This window comes from Streptomyces sp. NPDC030893, assembly GCF_055571535.1.
On the sequence record NZ_JBVIFC010000008.1, the window covers coordinates 59,837 to 84,307 of the forward strand.

22 protein-coding genes are annotated in these 24,471 nt (G+C 72.2%); 5 read left to right on the forward strand and 17 right to left on the reverse strand.

Going from position 1 to position 24,471, the window contains the following annotated elements; genetic code table 11:
* Position 1 precedes the first annotated feature (1 nt).
* On the reverse strand, positions 2 to 1,468 hold the full coding sequence (locus ACZ434_RS17225; protein ID WP_468456507.1) for an aldehyde dehydrogenase (NADP(+)): 1,467 nt from the start codon (positions 1,466 to 1,468) through the stop codon (positions 2 to 4).
* Between the two features lie 202 nt (positions 1,469 to 1,670).
* On the opposite strand from ACZ434_RS17225, the gene ACZ434_RS17230 reads away from it, so the two are divergent.
* From ACZ434_RS17230 to ACZ434_RS17240, 3 genes are all read left to right on the forward strand, one after another.
* Positions 1,671 to 2,444, forward strand: coding sequence for an IclR family transcriptional regulator (locus ACZ434_RS17230; RefSeq protein WP_468456509.1), 774 nt, complete (start codon positions 1,671 to 1,673; stop codon positions 2,442 to 2,444).
* A gap of 3 nt (positions 2,445 to 2,447) precedes the next feature.
* A complete protein-coding gene (locus ACZ434_RS17235) occupies positions 2,448 to 2,921 on the forward strand; it encodes a GNAT family N-acetyltransferase (protein WP_468456511.1) in 474 nt (157 codons plus the stop codon).
* Positions 2,922 to 3,033: 112 nt separating this feature from the next.
* The gene (locus ACZ434_RS17240) at positions 3,034 to 4,491 is read left to right on the forward strand and encodes a penicillin-binding transpeptidase domain-containing protein (protein WP_468456513.1); all 1,458 of its coding nucleotides are present in this window, start codon (positions 3,034 to 3,036) and stop codon (positions 4,489 to 4,491) included.
* Positions 4,492 to 4,554: 63 nt separating this feature from the next.
* On the opposite strand, the gene ACZ434_RS17245 is transcribed toward ACZ434_RS17240, so the two are convergent.
* From ACZ434_RS17245 to ACZ434_RS17320, 16 genes are all read right to left on the reverse strand, one after another.
* Positions 4,555 to 5,622 carry a dienelactone hydrolase family protein gene (locus ACZ434_RS17245; RefSeq protein ID WP_468456515.1) on the reverse strand — a complete coding sequence of 356 codons (1,068 nt, stop codon included), beginning with the start codon at positions 5,620 to 5,622 and terminating at the stop codon, positions 4,555 to 4,557.
* Positions 5,623 to 5,789: 167 nt separating this feature from the next.
* Positions 5,790 to 7,124: a pectate lyase family protein gene (locus ACZ434_RS17250; RefSeq protein WP_468456517.1), complete on the reverse strand. Its 1,335-nt coding sequence runs from the start codon at positions 7,122 to 7,124 to the stop codon at positions 5,790 to 5,792.
* Positions 7,125 to 7,227: 103 nt separating this feature from the next.
* Positions 7,228 to 8,589 (reverse strand): ABC transporter substrate-binding protein, encoded by a 1,362-nt coding sequence (locus ACZ434_RS17255; protein WP_468456520.1) that lies wholly within the window; start codon positions 8,587 to 8,589, stop codon positions 7,228 to 7,230.
* Positions 8,586 to 10,127, reverse strand: coding sequence for a glycoside hydrolase family 43 protein (locus tag ACZ434_RS17260; RefSeq protein ID WP_468456522.1), 1,542 nt, complete (start codon positions 10,125 to 10,127; stop codon positions 8,586 to 8,588). Before ACZ434_RS17260 ends, ACZ434_RS17255 begins: the two co-directional genes overlap by 4 nt.
* Positions 10,124 to 10,969 (reverse strand): DUF6807 domain-containing protein, encoded by an 846-nt coding sequence (locus ACZ434_RS17265; RefSeq protein WP_468456524.1) that lies wholly within the window; start codon positions 10,967 to 10,969, stop codon positions 10,124 to 10,126. Before ACZ434_RS17265 ends, ACZ434_RS17260 begins: the two co-directional genes overlap by 4 nt.
* Entirely contained in the window at positions 10,966 to 12,198 is a 1,233-nt protein-coding gene (locus ACZ434_RS17270; protein WP_468456526.1) for a Gfo/Idh/MocA family protein, read from the reverse strand. Before ACZ434_RS17270 ends, ACZ434_RS17265 begins: the two co-directional genes overlap by 4 nt.
* Complete coding sequence (locus ACZ434_RS17275) at positions 12,195 to 13,091, reverse strand: carbohydrate ABC transporter permease (protein ID WP_468456529.1); 897 nt, start codon at positions 13,089 to 13,091, stop codon at positions 12,195 to 12,197. The genes ACZ434_RS17270 and ACZ434_RS17275 overlap by 4 nt, the downstream gene beginning before the upstream one ends.
* Positions 13,088 to 14,020, reverse strand: a complete 933-nt coding sequence (locus tag ACZ434_RS17280; protein WP_468456531.1) for a carbohydrate ABC transporter permease — start codon at positions 14,018 to 14,020, stop codon at positions 13,088 to 13,090. The genes ACZ434_RS17275 and ACZ434_RS17280 overlap by 4 nt, the downstream gene beginning before the upstream one ends.
* Positions 14,021 to 14,142: 122 nt before the next feature.
* Positions 14,143 to 15,882 (reverse strand): L-arabinonate dehydratase, encoded by a 1,740-nt coding sequence (gene araD, locus ACZ434_RS17285; RefSeq protein ID WP_468456533.1) that lies wholly within the window; start codon positions 15,880 to 15,882, stop codon positions 14,143 to 14,145.
* Positions 15,870 to 16,778: a dihydrodipicolinate synthase family protein gene (locus tag ACZ434_RS17290; RefSeq protein ID WP_468456535.1), complete on the reverse strand. Its 909-nt coding sequence runs from the start codon at positions 16,776 to 16,778 to the stop codon at positions 15,870 to 15,872. The genes araD and ACZ434_RS17290 overlap by 13 nt, the downstream gene beginning before the upstream one ends.
* A complete protein-coding gene (locus tag ACZ434_RS17295) occupies positions 16,775 to 17,464 on the reverse strand; it encodes a GntR family transcriptional regulator (RefSeq protein ID WP_468456537.1) in 690 nt (229 codons plus the stop codon). The genes ACZ434_RS17290 and ACZ434_RS17295 overlap by 4 nt, the downstream gene beginning before the upstream one ends.
* Positions 17,465 to 17,934: 470 nt before the next feature.
* Complete coding sequence (locus ACZ434_RS17300; protein ID WP_468456539.1) at positions 17,935 to 18,528, reverse strand: TIGR03086 family metal-binding protein; 594 nt, start codon at positions 18,526 to 18,528, stop codon at positions 17,935 to 17,937.
* 87 nt (positions 18,529 to 18,615) lie between these two features.
* A complete protein-coding gene (locus ACZ434_RS17305; protein WP_468456541.1) occupies positions 18,616 to 18,825 on the reverse strand; it encodes a hypothetical protein in 210 nt (69 codons plus the stop codon).
* Complete coding sequence (locus tag ACZ434_RS17310) at positions 18,822 to 19,244, reverse strand: ATP-binding protein (RefSeq protein WP_468456543.1); 423 nt, start codon at positions 19,242 to 19,244, stop codon at positions 18,822 to 18,824. Before ACZ434_RS17310 ends, ACZ434_RS17305 begins: the two co-directional genes overlap by 4 nt.
* Positions 19,245 to 19,367: 123 nt before the next feature.
* The gene (locus tag ACZ434_RS17315) at positions 19,368 to 20,582 is read right to left on the reverse strand and encodes a helix-turn-helix domain-containing protein (RefSeq protein ID WP_468456545.1); all 1,215 of its coding nucleotides are present in this window, start codon (positions 20,580 to 20,582) and stop codon (positions 19,368 to 19,370) included.
* 358 nt (positions 20,583 to 20,940) lie between these two features.
* Entirely contained in the window at positions 20,941 to 22,107 is a 1,167-nt protein-coding gene (locus ACZ434_RS17320) for a hypothetical protein (RefSeq protein WP_468456547.1), read from the reverse strand.
* 378 nt (positions 22,108 to 22,485) lie between these two features.
* Between ACZ434_RS17320 and ACZ434_RS17325 the strand changes: the two genes are divergently transcribed.
* Positions 22,486 to 23,307, forward strand: a complete 822-nt coding sequence (locus ACZ434_RS17325) for an NAD-dependent epimerase/dehydratase family protein (protein ID WP_468456549.1) — start codon at positions 22,486 to 22,488, stop codon at positions 23,305 to 23,307.
* A gap of 344 nt (positions 23,308 to 23,651) precedes the next feature.
* On the forward strand, positions 23,652 to 24,422 hold the full coding sequence (locus tag ACZ434_RS17330) for a DeoR/GlpR family DNA-binding transcription regulator (RefSeq protein ID WP_468456551.1): 771 nt from the start codon (positions 23,652 to 23,654) through the stop codon (positions 24,420 to 24,422).
* Positions 24,423 to 24,471: the final 49 nt, after the last annotated feature.

Genomic DNA, 24,471 nt, shown 5'->3' on the forward strand with positions numbered 1-24,471 from the left:
GTCAGCGCTCCAGGCCGCCGTTGAACCTGCGGGGCAGCCCCAGGGGGTTGCCGTCCCTGAGTTCCGCGGGCAGGAGCGCCTCGGGGGTGTTCTGGTAGACGACCGGCCGCAGCCACCGTTCGATGGCCGTGCCGCCCACCGAGGTGGAGGTGGAGGTGGTCGCCGGGTACGGGCCGCCGTGGTGCTGGGCCGGGGCGACCGCCACGCCCGTCGGCCAGCCGTTCACGAGCACGCGTCCGGCGAGCGGCGTCAGTTCCCGCACCAGGTCGGCGCCGCGGCCCTCGCCCTCCGTCTCCTCGGCGGACAGCTGCACGGTCGCCGTGAGGTTGCCCGGCAGCCGCGACAGCACGGCGCGCACCTCGCTGTCGTCCTCGTAGCGGGCCACCACCGTGACCGGCCCGAAGCACTCCTCCAGGAGCAGGTCGTGCGCGCCCTCCCCGGCCAGCCGGCTCGCGGGGACGGTGAGGAAGCCGGCGCTGACGGTGTGCTCGCCGCCCGCGCCCGGGACGACCGGGGACTCCACGTCGGGCAACTGGGCGCGCTCGGCGACACCGGCGACGAAGTTGTCGCGCATGCGGTGGTCGAGCAGGACGCCCGCGTCGGTGTCGGCGACCGTCTCCGTCAGGGACTTGAGCAGCGCGTCCCCGGCCGGACCGGCCGGGGCGAGGACGAGTCCGGGCTTGACGCAGAACTGGCCGACGCCCAGCGTCATCGAGCCGGCCAGTCCGGCGCCGATGGCCTCGCCGCGCTCGGCGGCGGCGGCCTCGGTGACGACGACCGGGTTCAGGGAGCCCAGTTCGCCGTGGAAGGGGATGGGCACGGGCCGGGCGGCGGCCGCGTCGAAGAGGGCGCGGCCCCCGCGGACGGAGCCGGTGAATCCGGCCGCCGCGACCAGCGGGTGCCCGATCAGCTCGATGCCGGCCTCGAAGCCGTGCACCAGGCCGAGGACGTCGCCGGGGATGCCGTGCCCGGCGGCGGCCCGGCGCAGCACCCCGGCGACCAGCTCGGACAGGGCGGGGTGGTCGGGGTGGGCCTTGACGACGACCGGGCAGCCGGCCGCGAGCGCGCTCGCGGTGTCACCGCCGGCCACGGAGAACGCGAAGGGGAAGTTGGACGCCGCGTAGACGGCGACGACACCCAGCGGGATCTTGTAGCGGCGCAGGTCGGGGACGGGCGGGGTGGCGGAGTCGTCGGGGTGGTCGATGACGACGTCGAGGAAGGCGCCCTCGTCGACGATGCCGGCGAAGGCGCGCAGCTGGTAGCAGGTGCGGGCGAGTTCGCCGGTGAGCCGGGCCGGGCCGAGCGCGGTCTCCGCGTCGGCGGCCTCGACCAGCCGGTCCCGGGCGGCCTCCAGTTCGTCGGCGGCCGTGCGCAGGAAGGCCGCGCGGACCGTACGGTCCGTCAGCGCGGCGCGCGCGTCGTGCGCGGCACGGACGGCGGTGCCCACGTCCTGGGCCGTGGCCTCCACCGCAACCCTCTCACGCCGCTTCCCGGTTCGGGGGTCGACACTCCAGACTGGTGCTGCTGCCACCGGGGTCCCTCCACTTGATCGCCGCGTGCGATGCCGCAGGATGCACGGCATCCGACAGCGGTGTTCGATATGCTGAACGATGTCTCTGTAGATGAATGCGCTTGGAGACTATTTCCGGCGAACGAAGGGGTCAAGGGCGATGTCGGCTGGCGAGACGGGCGGCGGGGCGCAGGTCAAGTCCGCGGTGCGGACCGTTGAACTGCTCGAATACTTCGCCGGGCGCCCCGGCATGCACTCCCTCGCGGCGGTCCAGGAGGCCGTCGGTTACCCCAAGTCGAGCCTCTACATGCTGCTGCGCACCCTCGTGGAGCTCGGCTGGGTGGAGACGGACGCGACGGGCACGCGGTACGGCATCGGCGTGCGGGCGCTGCTGGTGGGCACGTCGTACATCGACGGCGACGAGGTCGTCGCGGCCGCCCGGCCGACGCTGGACCGGCTCTCGGACGACACCACCGAGACCATCCACCTGGCCCGCCTCGACGGCACCAACGTCGTCTATCTCGCCACGCGCCAGTCGCAGCACTATCTGCGCCCCTTCACCCGGGTCGGCCGCCGACTGCCCGCGCACTCGACGTCGCTGGGCAAGGCGCTGCTGAGCACCTACTCCGACGAGCAGGTGCGCAAGATGCTCCCGGAGACCCTGCCCGCCCTGACCGAGAACACCCTCACCGACCGGGAGCGGCTCATCGAGGAGCTGCACCAGGTACGGGAGCAGGGCTTCGCCGTGGACCGCGAGGAGAACACGCTGGGGCTGCGCTGCTTCGGCGTGGCGATCCCGTACCGCACCCCCGCGCGGGACGCGATCAGCTGCTCGGTGCCGGTGGCCCGGCTCACCCCCGCACACGAGCAGACGGTCAAGGACGCCCTGTTCGACGCCCGCGACCGGCTGACCCTGGCCACTCGGAGGCTCTGACCCGTGAACATCTCCCTGCGACCGGTGCACGACAGCGACCTGCCGGTCTTCTACCGCCAGTTGAACGACCCGGAGGCGCTGCGCATGGCCGCCTTCACCCCCGAGGACCCGGCGGACCGGGGCCGCTTCGACGCCCACTGGGCGCACATCCGCAGCTCGCCGGAGATCGTGGCGCGCACGGTGCTGGGCGACGGCGACGTGGTGGGGAACGCGGCGGTGTACGGGGAGGCCGGCGAGCGCGAGGTGACGTACTGGGTCGACCGCGCCTACTGGGGCCGGGGCATCGCCACGGCCGCGCTGCGCGCGCTGCTGGCCGAGGTGGCCGAGCGGCCGCTGTACGCGCGCGTGGCGGCCGACAACGAGGGGTCGCTGCGGGTGCTCCGGCGCTGCGGCTTCGAGGTCTCCGGGCGCGCCACGGCGTACGCGCCGGGGCGGGGCGGCGAGACCGAGGAACTGGTGCTCACGCTGGAGGGCTGACCCCCGCCCTCCCGCGCGGGGGGCCGGCAGCCGTCCCGCCCCGATGAACGTTCGATGAGAAATCGCCCGGTGGGGAACGATTCGTCCCTCCTCGTTCGTCTGTCCGGACGCGATGAACAAGACGATCAGGCGTGCCTCGGTGTTCACGCTGCTCCTGGTGTTCGCCCTGTTGATCAGGGCGACCTGGGTGCAGTTCCACGACGGCCGGGCACTGGCGGACGACAGCGAAAACCGGCGCAACGCGATCGAGACGTACGCAGAGCCGCTCGGGAACATCGTCGTGGCCGGGGAGCCGGTCACCGGCTCGGCGCGGACGGAAGGAGGCGACCTCGCCTACAAACGGACGTACGAGAACGGCCCGCTGTACGCGGCGGTGACGGGCTATGCCTCGCAGGTCTACGCACCGACGCAGCTGGAGGGCATCTACCAGGACGTGCTCAACGGCACGGACCCCCGGCTGAGGACGGTGACGGACACCGTCACCGGCCGGCGCGCCGAGCCGGGCACGGTGGTGACGACCATCGATCCGGCGGTGCAGAAGGCGGCGTTCGAGGCGCTGGGCGACAAGAAGGGCGCGGCGGTCGCGATCGACCCGGGGACGGGCCGGATCCTCGCGGTGGTGTCGACCCCGTCGTACGACCCGGCGTCGCTGGCCGGGACCGGCACGGCGGGCGAGGCGTGGGAGAAGCTCACCGCGGACCCGGACAAGCCGCTCACCAACCGGGCGCTGCGTCAGCCGCTGCCCCCGGGGTCGACGTTCAAGCTGGTGGTCGCGGCGGCCGCGCTGGAGGACGGGCTGTACGGGTCGGTGGACGAGCGGACCGACAGCCCCGACCCGTACACCCTGCCGGGCACGGTCACGGAACTCACCAACGAGAACCCGGACGCGCCCTGTGAGGACGCCTCGATCCGGGTCGGGCTGCAGTACTCGTGCAACAACGTCTTCGCGAAGATGGCCGTTGACCTGGGGCAGGACAAGGTACGGGCGATGGCCGAGAGGTTCGGTTTCAACGACGGGACGCAGGACGTGCCGGTGCGCGCCCACACCAGCGTCTACCCCTCGGGCATGGAGCGGTCGCAGACGGCGCTGACCGGCATCGGCCAGTTCGACGTGACGGCGACCCCGCTGCAGATGGCGATGGTGTCGGCGGCGCTGGCGAACGGCGGGGAGCTGGCCGCGCCGCACATGGTCGGGCAGATCACCGACAGCGGCGGCGACGTGCTGCGGGACTACGGCGCCGCGAACGAGACGCGGCGGGTGGTCAGCGCCTCCACCGCCGAGCAGCTCCGGTCGGCGATGGAGACGGTCGTCGAGGAGGGCACGGGGTCCAACGCGCGGATCTCCGGCGCCACCGTGGGCGGCAAGACCGGCACCGCGCAGCACGGCGAGAACAACAGCAAGATCCCGTACGCGTGGTTCACCTCGTACGCCACCTCGGACTCCTCGGGCGAGGAGGTGGCCGTGGCGGTGGTGGTGGAGCAGTCCGACGCGGCCCGCTCGGAGGTCAGCGGCAACGGTCTGGCGGCGCCGGTCGCCAGGGCCGCGATGGAGGCGGCGCTGCGGGACTGAACCTTCCCGGCCGCCGGGACGTCTCTACGGACGGGCCGCCCCCCTCCCCCCGGGGGCGGCCCGTCACGTGTGGGTGCGAGTGAGCCAGGCGTACACCTCGTCCTGCATCACGGCGTCGAAGGTGTGCCCGTGCTCCGGCCACACCTTCAGCCGCAGCCGTTCCCCGGCTCCGCAGGCACGCCAGACGGCGCGCAGCTTGTCGTGGGCGACCCGTACGCCGTCGGCGGGGAACAGGGCGTCGAGCCCGCCGTGGAAGAACAGCATCGGCTTCGGTGCGGCGATGCTCGCCACGTCGGGGATGTCGAGGTGCCGGGCGAGCCCGGGGTGGAGCATGTGGAACGCCGACTGCCCGCGCAGGGTGTTGTTGCCGGGGACCATCATCTCCTTCAGCCCGGTCATCCAGCACACGCTCGCCGCCGCCGCGATGTGGTCGCTGAGCGCGGCGGCCTGCCAGGCGCGGTAGCCGCCCATGGACCAGCCGACGGCGGCGACCCGGCGGGCGTCCACCCGGTCGAGCCCCGCCAGGAAGGCCGCGGCCCGCTGGTCCTCGCGGGCGTGGAGTCCGGCGAGGGAGGAGCCGAGGTGGTACAGGTTGCTCGCCAGGGCCTGCTGCTGCTCGTAGGCGAGGGGCCCGCGTTCGCCCCAGCCGAGCGCGTCGAGGCAGAGCACGACATGGCCGCGCCGGGCGAGTTCGTCGCCGGTGAAGCGTCCGTCGAAGTTCCGCCCGGCCCACTCCTCGGCGGAGGCGAGCCGGGTGTCGTCGTACCAGGGCCGGACGCACTTCTCCTTGCCGATGTCGAAGCGGGAGCCGTGGTCGTGCAGCAGCAGGACGGCCGGGAAGGGGCCGGTGCCGTGCGGGGTGAGCAGGGCGCCGCGGACCCGGGTGTGCCGGGTGAGCGAGAGCGTCACCAACTCCCGGCTGTAGCCGTCCGCTTCAGGTCCGGCCGTGTGGGCGGGCGCGTACGGGACGTCGTCCTGCGGTGGGACGACGAGGAGTTCCTCGACCTTGGCGCGGGCCGTCCGGCGCCACTGGCCGACGTCGCGCAGGGGCGAGGTGCCCCAGGCGAGCGGGAACGTCAGGTCGCCCTTGAGCGCCTCGTGCAGACCGGGCGGACCGGGTACGGAGGTCATCGCCGGGGCCGCCCGTCGCGCGGGTGGGGCTCCCTGGTGCGGGAGGGGGTGAGCAGGAGGTTCCTTCGGGACAGGGGCGAGGGCATGCGGGTGCTCCTTGGGCGGCGGGGACGGGCCGGCGCGGTCCGCGGTGGGGGCGGGCCGCGCCGGCCGGCCGTGGGGCGGGGTCAGCGGATGCGGCCGGCCCCCGCGCCGAGCTTGACCAGCGGCGGGACCGCCCAGGCGGGGTGGACCGCGGTGCGCAGGGTGGGGGTCCAGCCGGCGCCGGAGGTCAGGGGTGTGTCGGGGAACTCCGCGTTGTGCGCGGCGATCAGGTCGGTCCGCTTGCCGTTGACGAGGTTGTGGCGGGCGGTGAGCGGTGAGTCGTTCCACCGCTTGAGGATCTTGGCCGGGCTCGTGCCCTTCGGCAGGGTGAACGCGTTGTGCTCGGCGACGAGCCGGGACTCCTTGCCGATGCCGAAGCTGTAGGAGTATCCGGGCTTGGCCACGAAGTGGTTGTTGTACACGTCGACCTGTCCGAAGCGGACGCGTGGCGCGCGCTCGACCAGGCCGGAGAACAGGTTGTGGTGGAAGGTCGCCTTCAGTCTGCCCCGGTCGCCGGCTGCCGTGGACTCGCTGTCGCTGTTGCCGATGAGGATCGTCTTGTCGTGCTCGGTGAAGACGTTCCAGGAGGCGGTGATGTAGTCGGCGCCCCGGACGATGTCCAGCTCGCCGTCGTGCTGCTGGTAGAGCATGCCGAAGTGGGTCGGGGCCGCGCTGTCGGGGTGCTCGCCGTCGGTGAAGGTGTTGTGGTCCAGCCACACGTGCGTGGAGCCGTACACCACGGCGGTGTCGTACTCGGAGTTCCAGTTGCCCTTGTCGCCGTCGGTCGGGTCCCACTGCGGGAAGCAGTCGATCGGGCTCTCGAGGGTGAGATTGCGGACGATGACGTTGTCCACGCCCTTGATCTGCAGGCTGGCGCCCTTGATCCCGGCGTTCCGGCCGACACCGATGATCGTGGTGTTCGAGGGGATGTACGCCTTGACGGCGGCGTCCTGGCGGGCGGCGGACGCCCTGCGCAGCCCCTCCGGGCTGTCGTCGGGCTCGGCGCCGAGGTCCCGTTCCAGGCCCCAGGTCTCGGGCGCGTACTTCTCGAGGTAGGCGTCGAAGTCGTAGCCGGGTGCGGCGAGCGCGGAACAGCCCTCGGACACGGCGTCGATGGTGCCCTTCACCTTGATGATCCTCGGCGCGTCGCCGCCGTCCGCCAGGGCCGCCTTGAACTCCGCCCAGTCGGTCACGGTGTACACGTGCCCGGCGGCGGCGCGGGCGCCTCCGGTGGTGCCGGTGCCGTGGGAGCCCCAGCCGTCTCCCGCGCCCAGCGTCTGGCGGGCGGCGTCACGGTGGTGGTGCGACGGGGAGTGGGCCTGGGCGCCGGTGCCGGTCAGGGCCAGCACGAGGGCGGCGCAGCCGGCCAGCGAGGCGGCTCTCAATGTGGCATGCGCATGCCATTCGGTTCCGTGCATGGTGCGGCTCTCCTTCTCACGTGGTCCAGGGGGTGGTGCGCGACACCGGGGACGGCCCGCGGCCCGAAGCGGACGGGCCGTCCCACGGCGGCTGGGAACCCGGTCAACCCATCTGCTCGTCCCACTCGGCCTGCGCCTCGTTCAACTGCTCGGCCAGCCCCTCCAGGAACGCCTTCGCCGTCATGTCCCCCAGCAGCACCTTCTGGAAGTTCGGCTCGTTCTCCGCCTTGGAGATCGTGTTCCAGTCCGGGAGGTAGTACGGCAGCTGCACGATCGTCGTGGACCCGTCGCTCAGCGCGTCAGCCGCCAGCTTGGTGGGCTCCGCCTTGCCGATCCACTCGTCCTTCGCGGCGTCCAGGTGCGCCGGCACCTGCCCCGCCGACTCGTTGAACTTCGAGTTCGACTGCGCCGACGCCGCGAACTCGATGAACTTCCAGGCGGCCTCCTTGTTCTTCGAGGTCTTGAACAGGCCGAGACCGTCGACCGGGTTGGAGACCTGGACCCGCTTGCCGCCCGGCCCGGTCGGCTGCGGAATGCCCCGGAACTTGTCGGCACCGAGCGCCTTCACATGGTCCTGGTACGAACCCAGGTTGTGGTTCACCATGCCGATCTCGCCGGAGTCCCACTGCGCGACCATCTTGGTGAAGTCGTTGTTGAGGTCGGCGGCGGGGGTGACCTTCTTGAACAGGGCCGCGTACTTCTCCAGCGCCTCGACGTTCTTCGGGTCATCGACCGTGGTCTTCTTGCCGGTGGAGTCCCAGAACGAGGTGATGCCGGACTGGCCGTACATCGCGTCCAGCGCCTGGGCGATGGAGCCGGAGCCACCGCGGATGGTGTAGCCGAACTTGTTGCCGCCCTTGTCGGTGAGCTTCTCCGCCGCCATGAAGAACCGGTCCCAGGTGGTCGGTTCCTCCAGGCCCGCCTTCTCGAACAGGTCGGTGCGGTAGTAGAGGACGCCGTTGTTGGCCGAGGTCGGGACGGAGTAGAGCTTGTCGTCGCCGCCGCCCGCCGCCCGCAGCGACTCGACCATGTCCTTGTTGAGCCTGCCGCTCAGGGACGACGCGCCCAGCCGGTCGTCCAGCGGGTCGAGCGCGCCCTGCGCGGCGAAGCCCGCGAGCATCGAGGCGCTGATGCCGCCGACGTCCGGCAGGCCGTCGGCCTGGATGGAGGTGTCGACCTTGGACTGGTACTCGGTGGAGGCGATCCCGACGTACTGGACGTCGATGTCGGGGTTGGCCTTCTCGAAGTCGGCGATGATCTCCTTCCAGATCTCGGTGCGGACACCGCCGTTGTTGTCCCAGAAGACGATCTTGCCCTTGCCGCTGCCCTCGGCGCCGCTGTCGCCCGCGCCGCTTCCGTCGTCACCGCAGGCGGTGGCGGTCAGGGCGAGGACGGCCCCGAGGGCGACGGCGGCCGATGTGCGGCGGCCTCTGCCGGTGCTGTTCCCGAGAATGCTGATCTTCATTGGTCGGCTCTCTTCTTCCGGATACTGATCCTGAACTGCGTGAACGTGGCGGTGCCGGCGTGTCCCTGACCGGAGGGCGCGACCGCGACCAGACCGAGCAGGGCACCGACCCAGCGCCAGGGCGTGGCGGCGAACACCTGGCCGGAGGGGCACGGGCCGTCCCCGGTGTCGTACGAGAAGCGGCAGCGCGCGTCGGCGTCGATGTCGATGCGCAGCCGTGCCCGGCCGTCCGGGGCGGGCCGCGGGTGAGCGGCGTCCCGTTCGCTCTCGGCGGCCGTCTCGGCGAACCGGTGCACCAGGCGCACCGTGCCGCCGGTGTCCCGCTGGAGACCGATCCAGCGGTAGGCGTCCCCGAGGACGACGAGTCCGGCGCGTGCTCCGGGTTCCTCGCTCTCGAGGCGCAGGTCCACCTCGACGGTGCACGGGGTGCCGGGCAGCCGCTGGGTGAGGACGTTGGGCAGGGTGCGCAGGTCGTGCGCCGCTGCGGAGCGGACGCAGGTGAGCCGCAGTCCGTCGGCGGAGTGCTGGGTGGTCCAGCCGTCCCCGGGGTTGGCGGTCCACTGCCACTGGCGGCCGTGCCGTCCGCCGGGGAAGTCGTCGTCGGTGGCGGGCGCCGCGGGCGGCTGCGGGGGCAGGTCCGGGCGGCGGTGCACGGCGACCGGGGCGCCGTCGTCGCCGATGACCGGCCAGCCTCCCGGACCGTCCCAGCGCATCGGCTGCAGGTGCACGACACGGCCGTAGGGGCCGCGCTGCTGGAAGTGCAGGAACCAGTCCTCGCCGGACGGGGTGCGCACCCAGCCGCCCTGGTGGGGGCCGTTGACGTCGGTGTCCTTCTGTTCGAGGACCACCTTCTCCTCGTACGGGCCGAAGAAGTCGCGGGAGCGGAAGGCGCCCTGCCAGCCGGTCTCCACTCCCCCGGCGGGGGCGAGGATCCAGAACCGGCCGTCGTGCCGGTAGAGCTTGGGCCCCTCCAGGGTGAACCAGCCGGGGATGCGGTCGCCGTCGACGATCACCTTGCCCTCGTCGAGGAGTTCGGTGCCGTGCGGGTGCATCCGGTGGCCGGTGAGGCGGTTCTTGACGCCCGAGCGGGACTTGGCCCAGGCGTGCACGAGGTACGCCTCGCCGGTCTCGTCGTCCCACAGGGGGCAGGGGTCGATCAGGCCCTTGCCGGCCTTCACCAGGTGCGGCCGGGTCCAGGGGCCGCGGATCCCGGGGGCGTTGACCTGGAAGATGCCCTGGTCGGGGTCGCCCCAGAAGATCCAGAAGCGGTCGTCGTGGTGGCGCAGGGCGGGTGCCCAGACCCCGCAGTCGTGCCGGGGGGTGGTGAACTCGGCCTCGGGTTCGAGGCGTGGGAGGGCGTGTCCGACGAGGGTCCAGTCGACCAGGTCCCGGGAGTGCAGCAGCGGCAGCCCGGGGACGCGGCCGAAGCTGGAGGCGGTCAGGTAGAAGTCGTCGCCGACGCGGATCACGTCCGGGTCGGACCAGTCGGCGTTCAGGACCGGGTTGCGGTAGACGGTGTCCGCCGGCGCGGCGCTCATGCGCTCACCGCCTTGCGGACCAGGGCGGCGACCTCGTCCCGGCCGGGGCGGCCGTCGGCGACCACGGTGACGATCCGGCGGACCACGGTCCCGCCGGGCGGCAGGCGCAGCCGGGCGTCGTGGGCGAGGGAGGAGCCGACGCCGGGGTAGTCGGCGGTGCGGACGAACCAGGGGTCCTGCCGGGTCGCCGCGGTGGCCCCGGCGAAGGCGAGGGTCCAGCCGGAGCCGGCGAGGGCGATCCAGTCGGCGGTCCGGCCGTGGACCTCGCTCTCGCCCTCGGCGTGGGCGGTGAAGACGTCCGGTGCCGTCGCCTCCTTGCGGGCCCGCCAGAAGAAGCCGCCGTAGGCGGCGCCGGGGCGGCCGTTGGTGGCGGGGCTGCCGAAGGAGAGCGGCGCGCTGGTGACGTTGGTGAGGGAGAAGGTGAGGTCCAGCGCCCACGCGGCGTCGGTGAGCCCGGTGGCGGCGACCGTACGGCGCTCGCGCAGCAGTTCGCCCGGCGCGGCCGTCCAGCGCAGCTCCTCGACGAACCCGCCGGGGTCGCACCGCTGCCAGGCGGTGTGCCGCTGGGTGCCGTGGTTGTCCAGCTCGGTGGGCCCCCGGTCGCGGACGTAGGTGCGGCCGCCCCAGAAGTTGAACCCCTCGACGTCGGGAACGGCGACACCGACGCCGAGGTGGTGTGCGTGGTCGGCGGGGCGGAGCTCGGTGACGGCCGTGCCGGCCAGGGTGGTGACGGGGTGCAGATACGGCCGCGGGGAGAGCCGGGCAGGCAGGTCGGGCCGGGTGACGTACCGGCCGACGGGCCGGCCGGCGACGCGCAGCACCGCGTCGTCGTTGCCGGTCATCGGGCGCTCACCTCTTTCGGCAGGTGGTGGACGGTGGGCGCCCAGGGGGCGCCCAGCTCGGAGTAGAGGGACAGGGTGTCGGCGGCGGACGCGACCAGGGCGTCGATGCCGGGCACGACCCGGCGGTCCTCGCCGGGGACGCGGTGCCAGGCGTCGGCGGGCAGCGGGGCCGGGTCGGGGGCCTCCCGGATCGCCTCGACCACCTGCATGAAGGCGCCCGTGTCGTCCGGGGCGACCAGCAGGGGGGTGCCGTCGGTGAGGTGGGCGACGAGGTTCTCCAGCAGGTCGGTGCGGCCGAACCGCAGCTCCTCGGGGCCGTGGCCGGCCCGCTGGAGCAGGACGCGGTCCTGCTTGTACCAGAAGGTGATCCGGCCGCTGGTGCCGTGCACCATGACGTACGGCTCGTCCGCCCGCTCGGCGCACAGCGTCGCGGCGACGGTGACCGAACCGCCCCGCGCGGTGGTGATCCGTACGCAGGAGGTGTCGTCGGACTCGATGTCGTTGGCGCGCAGCAGCTCGGTCTCGATGCCGGCGACGTCCTCGGCGCGGGTGCTCCCGCCGAGGGCGAGGGCGGTGGCGACCGCGTGGGCGAGCGGGTTGGTGAGCGCGCCGTCGATCACGTCGACGCCGTTCAGCCGGCGCCGGCCCGCCCAGGGTGCCCGCCGGAAGTACGCCTCGGACCGCACCCAGGCACCGGCTCCGCCGATGCCGGTCACCCGGCCGACGGCGCCCTCGGCGACCAGTTCGCGGATCGCCGGCACGGCGTGCGAGCCGAGCGACTGGAAGCCGATCTGGCAGGCGACACCGGCCGCGGCGACCCCGTCGGCCATCCGCCGGAACTCCGCGTACGACGGTGCCGGCGGCTTCTCCAGCAGGAGGTGCACGCCCCGGGCGGCCGCCGCGAGGGCGAGGCCGGTGTGGGTGGGGATCGGGGTGCAGATCACCGCGATCCGGGCGCCGGTGGAGTCGAGCAGCGCGCCGAAGTCGGCGGACTGCTCGGGGAGTTCCCCGCCGTACTCGTCCTCGGTGAGCGGGGTGAGCTCGCAGATGCCGGCCGTCCGTACGACTCCCTTCTCCTGGAGCCGACGGATGTTCTCCAGGTGCCAGCGGCCGTGGCCGCGGGCGCCGGCGAGGACGACGGGGAGGGGCTCGGTGGCGGGCGTCGTCCGCTCGGTGGTGGGCGTCGTCCGCTCGGTGGTGGGCGTCGTCCGCTCGGTGGTGGGCGTCATCCCTTCACCGCCCCCGCGCTGAACCCGGTGATCAGCCACTTCTGGATGAAGGCGAACACGATCACCACGGGGACGGCCGCGATGATGCCGCCCGCGGCGAGTGCGCCGAGGTCGACGCTGTCCGCGCTCATCAGGGTGTTGAGGCCGACCGGGATGGTCTGCTTCTCCTGGTTGTTGAGGAACATCAGGGCGAACAGGAAGTGGTTCCAGGAGTGGACGAAGGCGAAGGAGCCGACGGCGATCAGGCCGGGCCGCAGCAGGGGCAGGACGACCACCCGGAAGGCCTTGAACCGGTTGCAGCCGTCGACCCAGGCGGCCTCCTCCAGCGAGTACGGCACGTTCTTGATGAAGTTGCTGATCAGGATCATGGACAGCGGCAGCTGGAAGACCGTCTCGGCGATGATGACGCTGACCAGGGAGTTGATCAGCTGGAGTTCGGCGAAGATCTCGAACAGCGGGACCAGGAGCAGCGCGCCGGGCACGAACTGGGAGCAGAGCAGGGCCAGCATGAACCCCCGCTTGACCTTGAAGTCGAACCGGGCGAGCGCGTAGCCGCCGGCCAGCGCGACCAGGGTCGTCATGATCAGGGTGGCGACGCCGACCAGCACGCTGTTCTGGAAGAAGACGCCGAAGCTGCGGTCCGTCCAGACCTTCTCGAAGTGGGCGGTGGTCATCGGCCAGGGCACCAGCGAGGTGGAGCCGGCCGGGCGGAGCGCGAAGAGCAGGATCCAGTAGAAGGGGATGAGGGTGAAGACGAGGTAGATGCCCAGGGGCAGGTAGATCTGCCAGCGGGGTGCCTCGTCCCAGGCCCGGCGCCGCTTCGCCGGGCGGGGAGGTTCGGGGGCGGTGCGCGGGGGCGCGGGGGCGGCCACGGTGGCCTCCTTGGTGATCACTTCTCGCCTCCGAACTTGCTCAGGCGCAGGTAGACCATCGAGCAGAAGAGCAGGATCACGAACGCGACCGTCGTCAGGGCCGACGCGTAGCCGAAGTCATGGGCGTCGACGGAGGTGTTGGCGATGTACAGCGGCAGGGTCGTGGTCACTCCCGCCGGTCCGCCGCCGGTCAGTGTGTAGAGCAGGTCGACGTTGTTGAACTCCCACACCGCGCGCAGCAGCGTGGACAGGATGATGGCGTCCTTCAGGTGCGGCAGGGTGATGTGGAGGAACTGCCTGAAGCGGCTGGCCCCGTCGACCTCGGCGGCCTCGTAGAGGTCCTTGGAGACGGACTGGAGGTCGGCGAGGATGAGGATCGCGAAGAAGGGGACTCCGCGCCACAGGTCGGCGACGATCGCCGCCGGGAAGACGGTGGAGGTGTCCGACAGCCAGCTGACGCCGTAGTCGCCGATGCCCATGTCCGCGAGGTAACGGGTGATGCCGGTCTGGGAGTTGTAGAGCAGCACCCAGATCGCGGAGGTGAGCACGCCGGAGACGGCCCACGGCGAGAAGACCAGGGCGCGGCCGAGGGCCCGGCCGACGAAGGTCTGGTTGACGATGAGGGCGAGGGCGAGGCCGAACAGCAGTTGCAGGCCGACCTCGACGAACACCCACTTGGCGCTGAAGACGAGGGTGTCCCAGAACAGCGGGTCCTCGGTGAAGATGTGGGTGAAGTTGTCGAATCCCGCGAAGCCGTTCCGCCAGGGCTTGGTGGGGTTGTAGTCCTGCAGGCTGTAGTAGAAGACGCTGATGACCGGGTAGGCGATGAACCCCAGCATGAGCAGGGCGGCCGGCGCGATCAGCAGATAGGGCAGCCTGCGGGGCGTGGCGGAGGCACGGCGCCGCCGGGGTGGCCTGGGCGGTTTCGCCACGGCTGCGGCTTGGGCCATGACTGTTCTCCGTTTCTCGGTACGTCGTGCTGTGTGCTGTGCGGTGCGGGTGCCGGGGTGCCGGAGCACCGGGGGGAAGCGCTTTCTTCGCGGCTGTGCGGGATCCCCCGGTGCCGCGGGGATCAGCCCGCGTAGGGGTCCTGGACGGTGCCCGGGCGGGCGAGGAACTCGAAGTCGCAGCCGGTGTCGGCCTGGGTGATCTGGTCGTTGTAGAGCGCGCCGTATCCGCGTTCGTAGCGTGCGGGCGGCGGCGTCCACCGCGCCCTGCGGCGTTCCAGCTCCTCGTCGTCGACGTCGAGCCGGAGTAGGCGGTTGTCGACGTCGAGGGTGATCGAGTCGCCGGTGCGCACCAGGGCCAGCGGCCCGCCGACGTGCGACTCGGGGGCGATGTGCAGGACGCAGGCGCCGTAACTGGTGCCGCTCATCCGGGCGTCGGAGATCCGCACCATGTCCCGCACGCCCTGCTTGAGCAGGTGGTCGGGCAGGGGCAACATCCCGTACTCGGGCATGCCCGGGCCGCCCTTGGGGCCGGCGCCCCGCAGCACCAGCACACTGTCGGCGGTGATGTTCAGCGCCGGGTCGTTGATGGTCCGCTGCATCTGCCGGTAGTCGTCGAAGACGACGGCGGGGCCCGTGTGCTTCAGCAGGTGCGGTTCGGCGGCGATGTGCTTGATGACGGCGCCGTCCGGGCAGAGGTTGCCGCGCAGTACGGCGAGCCCGCCCTCGTCCGCGACCGGGTTGTCGCGGGTGCGGATGACGTCGTCGTCGTGCACCCGCGCGCCGGCGATCTGCTCGCGCAGGGAGTCGTGACAGACGGTGGGGCGGTCGAGGTGGAGCAGGTCGGGTATCCGGGAGAGGAACCCGGGCAGTCCGCCCGCGAAGTGGAAGTCCTCCATCAGGTACGTCTGTCCACCGGGCCGGACGTTGGCCAGCACCGGGACGGTGCGGGCGATGCGGTCGAAGTCGTCGAGGGTGAGCCCGACCCCGGCGCGTCCGGCCATGGCGATCAGGTGGATGACGGCGTTGGTGGAGCCGCCGAGGCCGAGGACGGTCGTGACCGCGTCCTCGAAGGCGTCCGCGGTGAGGATGTCGCTCAGTTTCCGGTCCTTGTGGACCAGGTCGACGACGGTCAGGCCCGCCTTCGCGGCCATCCGGTCGTGCCCGGAGTCGACGGCCGGGATGCTGGAGGCGCCCGGCACGGTGACGCCGAGGGCCTCGGCGGCGGCGGTCAGCGTGGACGCCGTACCCATCGTCATGCAGTGGCCGGGCGAGCGGGCCAGGCCGCTCTCCAGTTCCTGCATCTCGCAGTCGCCGATGACACCGGCCCGCTTGTCGTCCCAGTACTTCCACATGTCGGTGCCGGAGCCCAGGGTCTCGCCGCGCCAGTGCCCGGGCAGCATGGGCCCGGCGGGCACGAACACGGTGGGCAGGTCGGCGCTGGCGGCGCCCATCAGCAGGGCGGGCGTGGACTTGTCGCAGCCGCCCATCAGCACGGCCCCGTCGACCGGGTACGACCGCAGCAGTTCCTCGGTCTCCATGGCGAGGAGGTTGCGGTAGAGCATGGGGGTCGGCTTCTGGAAGGTCTCGCTGAGGGTGGAGACCGGGAACTCCAGGGGGAAGCCGCCGGCCTGCCACACCCCCCGCTTCACGGCCTGCGCGCGGTCGCGCAGGTGGACGTGGCAGGGGTTGATGTCCGACCAGGTGTTGAGGATCGCGATGACGGGCTTGCCCAGGTGTTCCTCGGGCAGGTAGCCGAGCTGGCGGGTGCGGGCGCGGTGGCTGAAGGAACGCAGCCCCGACGCGACGCCGCTGCCGTACCACTGGTGGCTGCGGAGCTGTTCGGGGGACTTCATATCGACCATCCGGCGGCGATGGCGGCGACCTCGGCGCGCTCGTTCTCGGGCAGCGGCTTGCTCGGCGGGCGGACCTCGCGGCGGCACAGGCCGAGGGAGGCGAGGGCCTCCTTGACGACGGTGACGTTGTTGGCTGAGCCGTTGGCGGCGCGCAGCTCCTCGAAGCGGCGGATCTGCTCCCACAGCTTCATCGCGGTCGGGTAGTCGCCGGAGCGCAGCGCCTCGATCATGTTCAGCGAGACGGACGGGGCGACGTTGACCAGGCCCGAGGTGAAGCCGGTGGCGCCCGCCGAGAAGTAGGAGGGGGCGTACGGTTCGGCGAGCCCCGCCACCCACACGAACCGTTCCAGTCCCGCGTCCCGGGCGAACGCGGCGAACCGGGCCGCGTCCGGCACGGAGTACTTCACGCCGATGACGTTGGGGCAGGTGTCGGCGAGTTCGGCGAGGCGGGCGCCGGTGAGCCGGTCGTTGCGGATGTAGGGGACGACGCCCAGGTCGGGCACCGCCTCGGCGATGGCGCGGTGGTAGTCGACCCAGCCGCTCTGGGAGACGTAGGGGTGGACGGGCTGGTGCACCATCACCATCTGCGCGCCGAGTTCACGCGCGTGCCGTGCGGAGTCGATGGCGGTGGGCACGTCGTGGCCCACACCGACCAGGACCGCCGAGCGGCCGCCGGCCTCCTCCATGGTCACCTCGGTGACCAGGCGGCGCTCCTCGGCGGTCAGTGCGTAGAACTCCCCGGTGTTGCCGTTGGGGGTGAGGGTGGTGATGCCACCGTCGAGGAGACGACGCAGCAGGGCCCGGTAGGTGCCTGGGTCGACGGTGCCGTCCTCGGCGAACGGGGTCACCGGGATCGCCACCACGTCGGCCAGGGCCGCCCGCTGGGTCTCGAACGTCGTTGTCATGCCTGACCGTCCTCTTTCTGGGCTTCCGGGGCGACGAATTCCCCGCCGCACTCCGCTTCGGGGAAGGCCCGTCGCACGAACGACGCGATGTGCGAGTGCAGGGCGTGCGCCGCGCCGTCCGCGTCCCCGCCGAGGGCGAGCCGCAGGATCTCCCGGTGCTCGTCGGCCTCCTGCTCCCACGAGGGGTCGGCGGCCCAGGCGACGGCGGAGACGAGAGCGGCCTGGTCGCGGACCTCGTCGAGCATCCTGGCGAGCAGCGGATTGCCGCACGGCAGGTACAGGGCGCGGTGGAACTCGCGGTTGGTGAGGGAGCGTTCGGCGGTGTCCGTGGCCTGGTCGGCCCGGGTCAGCGCGTCACGTGCGGCGTCGAGGGAGGCGCCGCGGCGCACCGCGCGCTTGAGCGCCTCGGGTTCGAGGAGCAGCCGCACGTCGTAGACCTCGCGCGCCATGTCCGCGTCGACCATGCGCACCGTGACGCCCTTGTACTGGCTCATCACGACCAGACCCGTGCCGGCCAGGGTCTTGAGCGCCTCCCGCACCGGGGTCTTGGACACCCCGAACTGTGCGGCGAGGTCGGTCTCGACCAGGGCCTGGCCCGGTGTGAACCGGCCGGTGAGGATGCGGCGTTTGATCTCCTCCAGCACGAACTGCGTGCGTGAGGGGATCGGCGTGGGCACAGAGGTCATGCGCGCCTCTCGGATCTCGCATATCGCGTCTCATATATGACGTACGAAGTACGACGCGGATGACCGTAGAAGTGGCCCGGGGTTTCGTCAATGCTTCTGACAAAGGAAGTCGGGCTCCGGGGAAAGCGCTTACTGCACTGGCGTGCGGGCACCGCGGATCGAACCGGTTCGCTGTCGCGACGCGCGCCGGTGCCCCGGCGCCGGAAGAACCCGGCGGGCCGCCCCGTCGCCCGGCGCGCGGGAGGTGCCACCGGAGTGGTCAGCGGTCGGCAGGCGGAGCGGAGACCCGTACGGCGCCGATCCGCGCCGTGTCCGTGTGCCGCCGCAACTCGGCGAACGCACCGGGGCTCCGTGCCCGACCCACACCTCGGCGTCCCTTCTCCGCGCAGGAGGTGCCCGGAGCCGAGGGGCGGGAAGGGTGCGAGTAGCGCGGGAAGGCTACACGCCCCTCGTCGGCCCGCGAGTCCGCGTCACGCGGGCCGGGTCCACCCCGGGTCCCGGCCGCTGAGGCCGATCGTCCGGTCCAGGAGCGGGGCGCCGGCCGGGACGGGCACGACGGGGCCGAAGATGCCGTCGCCCCGGTCGCCCTCCTCGGCTGCGGCCAGCAGGAAGGCGTGCGAGGACTCCAGCGCGGCGGGGTCGGGCGTGTACGCCTGACCGGTCGCGCGGGCCAGGTCCCAGCCGTGGATCACCAGTTCGTCGACGGCGACGGCACCGGCGATCCCGCCCGGCAGGTCCACTCCGCCCGCGCGGGTCATGCCGGTCCAGGCCGCCGGATCCCGCCAGGCCGCGGCGAGCTCGTCGAGCACCCTGGGCAGCTCCTCGCGCCAGCCGGGCCCGATGTCCGGCAGGGCTGCCTCCGGGCTGGTGTCCGTGGTGCCGCCCAGCTCCTTCCGCCCGGCGTCCCGGAAGGCGACGGCCAGTCCGAGGAGGTGGCCCAGCATGTGGCGTACGGCGTACTGCGGACAGGGCGTCGCGTCCGCGAGGCACGCGTCGTCGACTCCCTCGGCGAGACGCGCCACGGCCAGGGTCTGCGGTCCCAGGTCGAGCGGGGTGTCGGTCATGGTCTGCTCCTCTCGACGGTCCTCACAGAGGGTGGACCGATCCGGACAGCGGAACTCATCGCCGGCCTGCCCCCTGTGCCCACGTCGTCAGGCGTCGCGGTCCCGCACCCTCTCCTCCCGCGTCTTGATCACCCGCAGCCGCTCCGGCAACTGCGAGGTCAGCCGGTCCGGCCCGGACTCCGGCCGCAGCACCCACGTCACGCCACCGCGCACGTCCGCCACGATTCCGCGCCGGTCGGCGTCCTCGTCGTGGATCAGATCGCCCACCCACGCGCGCCGCTCCTGCTCGCCGGTCATTCCTGTCCCTGCCTGTGCAGCTCCGCCCACACCTGCTTCCCCCACGGCAGCGGCTCGGTACCCCAGTGCTTCGCCGGCATCGCGACAAGAGCAAGGCCGCGGCCGCCTTCGTCCTCGAGGCCCGGCGCCTTGCGCACCGGCGGATCCTTCGAGAAGTCCACGACACCGATGCGCACGCACGCCGTGTCGGTCCTCTCGACCATCACCCGGATGGAGTCCCGCCGGGCGTGCCGGACGGCGTTCGACACCAGTTCGGAGACGATGAGTGCGCCGTCCTCGGCCAAGTCGTCCAGGCGCCAAGCGGCACACGCGGCGCGGACCAGGCGCCGGGCGGGCGCGGCGCTCTCGGGCCGACGCGGCAGGGTCTCGCCGTACCCGGGGTATCCGGTCCTGCGAACCCGCGTTGCAGGTTGCGGCATGTCGGTCTGCTCTCTCGGATCGGCCGAGCCCGGGGCTGCTCGCACGGCCGCCGGGCACTGTCCTCTCATGGAAGCGACATGCCGGGAACGCTCACAGGGACGTAACGCCCCACTTTTTCCACGTTACTCACCGATCCCCAGAAACTCCGCCAACGGCCGCAGCCCCGGCGGATGATTGGGGAGTGCCCAGAGGTCACGCACGATGGCCACGGCCAATGTGTGGTGCTGCATCCAGGTCGGCGCCACACGGCGCAGGGACTCCAGGGTCTTCACCGCTCCGGCCGCGTCCCCCATGTCCGTGTGGGCTCGCGCTACGTCCAGCAGTAGCCAGGTCCGCCAGGACGGCGGCGTGTCCTTGCTCAGCCGCATCCCCTTGGCCAACACCAGCGCCTCCTGCGGGTGTCCGTACTCCACCGCGAGCCGAACGCGTTCAATGCGGACCGACGACGGGCTGAAGACGCTGACCATGCGGCTGTCTCCGCCCTCGGGCAACCTGGCGACGCGGGCGGCTTCCTTCTCGGCCGTTTCCATCATCGCTGCCGCACGCTCGTAGTCGCCGCTCCGTGCGGCCGACGTGGCGGCGCTCATCGTCAACGCCCCCCACACCTTCATGCCATCGGCTGTGTCGGTACGGCCCGCGCTCGCCATGTCCTCGGCGGCCCGGAGCGCGATACTCAACGCGTCCTCCAGTCGCCCCTGTCCCTGGTACGTCCACGCCGTGGAGTTGACGATCATCGGCAGAAGCAACGGATCGGAGGAATGCCTCGCAGCGTCTATCGCGCGCTCCAGGCTGACGAGAGCAAGATCCGTCTTTCCCATCCGCACGGCGACGTGTCCGGCGAGCTGGAGGACTTTGCCCAGTGCTGCGAAACCAGCCCGGCGCTCGTCGTCATCACCTGGGACCGTGGCGGCGCGCGCATCCGCGATCAAGTCCGGCAGCACCTTCATTACCGTGTCGAACTCGGCGGAGTGGTACCGCGTCCAACCGTCCGCGATCTGTTCCCGCAGCCGGCCCAAGGAGAAGCCGGGCCCCGGCGGCGTGGGCTCCGGTCCGCACAGCGCCGGCATGACGGCGCGGCGCACCGACACGAAACGGGGCCCGTCGTTCTCCCCAGTCGAGGAGACCGCAGGCGGGTCGCCCAGAAGCGTGGTCAGCTCCACACCGAGGCCGTTCGCCAGCGCGTGCAGCGTGGGCAGGCGCGCCGAATACTTCCGCCCCTGTTCGAGATGGCGAATCACATCGACGGACACCTCAGAGCGCTCCGCCAGCTCCTCTTGCGTCAGGGAGGCCAGACGTCGCAAGCGGCGCAGAGTCTTCCCCAGGTCTTCATTTGCCACGCTGCCACGGTACGCCCGCCACGACGCGGAGAAGGCGCCGATGTCTTTGCCCGCAGCGGCGCTGGGCGAGGCCGTCCGCGTAGAGCCCTCGTGAGACAAGGGAGCAGGGCGGAGGGCACTCCGGCTGCTTCGTCTTCTCACCGCCAGGGGCACCGTCTGAAACGTGCGGGCCCGCGGGCCGTGGCGGGCACGGTTGACGGTGCACCGGGCCAGGAACGACCGGGCCGACCGAGATCCCGAACCTGGCGGTGATCGGGGCGAGATGCTCTCGGCAGAACGAGACAGAACAGGGCAGTTCACGGTAGGTGCCGGGCGGATCGCGGATCCGGTCCCGTCCGTCGGCCGAGGCCCCGGCGCCTCAGAGCCCGGCCAGGGCGGAGCGCACCGCCGCCAGGTCCGCGTCCGACGCCAACCCCGCGTGGTACAGCCGCAGTTCCGTCGCGCCCAGGCGGCGGGCCTCCGTCGCGTCGGCCGCCAGGGTGCCCGGGCTGCCGCCCATGCCCGAGACGACGGTGAGGTTGGCGGCGAGGACGGTGTCCGGGGCGGCCTCGCGGGCGAAGGGGGTCAGCAGGCCGGCGCCCCCCGTGCAGGGCACCACCACGCCGTCGGCGACGGAGAGGATGTGCGCCGGGTCGACGCCGGCGTTGGCGCCGCAGTGGTAGGAGACCGGGTCGGCGTGCAGCAGCACCTGGAAGCCCTCGGGCGCGGCCTGCCGTACGGCGGTGACCGCCGCCTCCTGGAGCGTGCGGGCCGTCTCGTCGCGCCACGCGCGGGTGACGGTCGCCGGGGTCTCGCCGAGGAGTTTCCCGACGCCCGCCCAGCCTCCGTCGGAGGGCGCCCCCTGCCACACCGGCTCCAGTGCGGTGCGTACGGAGGCGGCCAGCACGTCGGCGTCCAGGCCGCGGGCCCCGTAACCCTCGCGGCAGGACGGGCAGAAGCACAGGGACATCAGGTACTGTCCGGCGTCCCCGAGGCCGACGCCGGCGGTCTTGTCGTGGGCGTGCAGATGGGCCAGCCCGTACCAGCCGAGGGACTCCAGCTCGGTGCCGCGGGCACCGGGGCGGACGGCCGCCTCGGCGGCCAGGTCGGTCAGGTACGCGCGCGTGGCGGGCTGGGCGATGCACGGCGCCCAGGGGTAGCGGTCGCCGTAGGCGTTGACCACCGAGGTGTCGGGGTGTTCCGCGCCGAGGCGGGAGTTGTGGGCGAGCACCACCCAGGTGTGCACCTCCAGGCCCGCGTCCGCGAGCGCCGCCGCGGCCTCACCGAAGGCGTCCCCGGGCGCCCAGGCACCGGCCGCGTACGGGCGCAGGGCGCGGCCGGACCAGCGGTCCTCCCCCGGCGGGTACAGCACGGCCGCGTACTCGGCGGTGACGACACGGTGACGGGGATGGCGGGGTGTCAGCGCGCGGGTGGAGTGGTAGGCGGAGGCGAGCGTCACCTGTGCGGTGCCGAGCGCGGCGATCCGCGCGGGTGCCTCCGGATCCCCGTTGACGTCCCAGGGGTAGACGAACGCCGACGCCTTCACATGGCCTCCTCGAGCAACGCGTGTCCCCGCTCGATCAGTTGAGCGAGCTGCTTGACATGATCCCGTGGCCGGCGCCCGCGTCGAGTCGGGCGGCGAGAGGGGCTGACGTCGCGAGCTCCTCCCGGTCCATGTTCTTAATTCATGTCCATGTCTCTGAACCGGCCCCACGCTAAGGCGCCTCAGGGACGCCGGTCAAGCACCGCGCCCCGGCGCACACCAGGCAATTTCCGCATTCCACGGACGCGGCGAGAGGGACGCGGGATACTTGACGCGCCGCGCCCCACCTCCTTAGCGTGTCCACGAATATGAATGCCGTGCGCCGATATGTACGATCTCTCCGTACGAGTGGCCCGGCCGGCGCCGCAAGGAGACCCGAGGATGCCCGCTCCCCGCACCGCTCCCCGCACCGTTCTGCTCACCGGCGCCGCCGGCGGCCTCGGCACCCTGATGCGGGACCTGCTCCCCCGGTACGGCTACTCCCTGCGCCTGCTCGACCTGCTCCCCGTCGACGGCGAACCCGACGCGATCGTCGCGGACCTCGCAGACCGGGACGCCGTGCGCGAGGCGGTCCGGGGCGTCGACGCGATCGTCCACCTCGCGGGCATCTCGCTCGAGGCCTCCTTCGACAAGATCCTCCGGGCCAACATCGAGGGCACGTACAACCTGTACGAGGCGGCCCGCGAGGAGGGCGTCGGACGCGTCGTCTTCGCCTCCTCCAACCACGCCGTCGGCCACACCCCGCGCCCGCGGGACGACGATCCCCTCATCACCGTCGACACCCCGCACCGCCCCGACACCTTCTACGGCCTGTCCAAGTGCTTCGGCGAGGACCTCGCCCAGCTCTACTGGGACAAGCACGGACTGGAGACCGTCTCCGTGCGCATCGGCTCCTGCTTCCCGGAACCGACCAGCGTGCGCATGCTCTCGCTGTGGATGAGCCCCGCCGACGGCGCCCGCCTCTTCCACGCCGCCCTGACGGCGGAGGACGTCGGCCACACCGTGGTCCACGGCTCCTCCGCCAACACCCGCCTGTGGTGGGACCTCACCTCCGCGCGGGCGCTCGGCTACGAGCCGCAGGACGACTCCGAGCCGTACGCGGAGAAGCTGATCGCCGAACAGGGCGAGCCGGCCGCCGACGATCCGGCGCACGCCCGTCTGGGCGGCCACTTCGTCACCGACCCGCCCCTGTGGCCGTACTGACGGGCGACCCGTCCGCGCCATGTCGGCGCGAAATGAGCGCTCACGGCGGCGGGGGGGGGGAAAAAAAAACCACCCCCCCCCCCCCCCCCCCCCCCCCCCCCCCCCCCCCCCCCCCCCCCCCCCCCCCCCCGCCGCCGTATGCGGGCATCCGCCCTGCCCGCTCCCACGCCTTTCCCCGCGCCCTCCCAGGTCCGCGCCGGGCACGCCCGAGCCGAACCGGGCACAACCGGGCAGGAACGGACTGGCAACAGGCCTGGTCAGCATCGAACACCCGCTGTACAACTTCCTGCATGGGCCGCACCGGGCCCGAACGGGCACGGAGATCAGAAGGCAGGTGTGCGGCCATGGGCAACAGGACGGCCGAAGAGCGCCAGCGGGAGATCGTGCGCGTGGCACGCACCACGGGCTCGGTCGACGTGACCGCGCTCGCCGCCGACCTGGGCGTGGCCAAGGAGACCGTACGACGGGATCTGCGCGCCCTGGAGGACCACGGTCTGGTCCGCCGCACCCACGGCGGCGCCTACCCCGTGGAGAGCGCCGGCTTCGAGACGACGCTCGCCTTCCGCGCCACCAGCCACGTCCCCGAGAAGCGCCGGGTCGCGGCCGCCGCGGCCGAACTGCTCGGCGACGCCGAGACCGTCTTCGTCGACGAGGGCTTCACCCCGCGGCTCATCGCCGAGGCCCTGCCCACCGACCGGCCGCTCACCGTGGTCACCGCCTCCCTGCCGGTCGCGGGCGCGCTCGCGGAGACCGGCACCGTCTCCGTCCTGCTGCTCGGCGGCCGGGTCCGCTCCGGCACCCTCGCCACCGTCGACCACTGGACCACGAAGATGCTGGCCGGTTTCGTCATCGACCTGGCGTTCATCGGCGCCAACGGCATCTCCCGCGAACACGGGCTGACCACACCCGACCCCGCCGTCAGCGAGGTCAAGGCACAGGCCGTCCGGGCCGCCCGCCGGGTGGTGTTCGCCGGTGTCCACACCAAGTTCGGGGCGGTCAGCTTCTGCCGGTTCGCCGAGATCGGCGCGCTGGAGGCGATCGTCACCAGCACCCTGCTCCCGGCCGCCGAGGCCCACCGCTACTCCCTGCTCGGACCGCAGGTCGTCCGGGTCTGAGCCGGAACCCGCCACCACAGCAGCACACCGACGCACGTCCCCCCGGGGC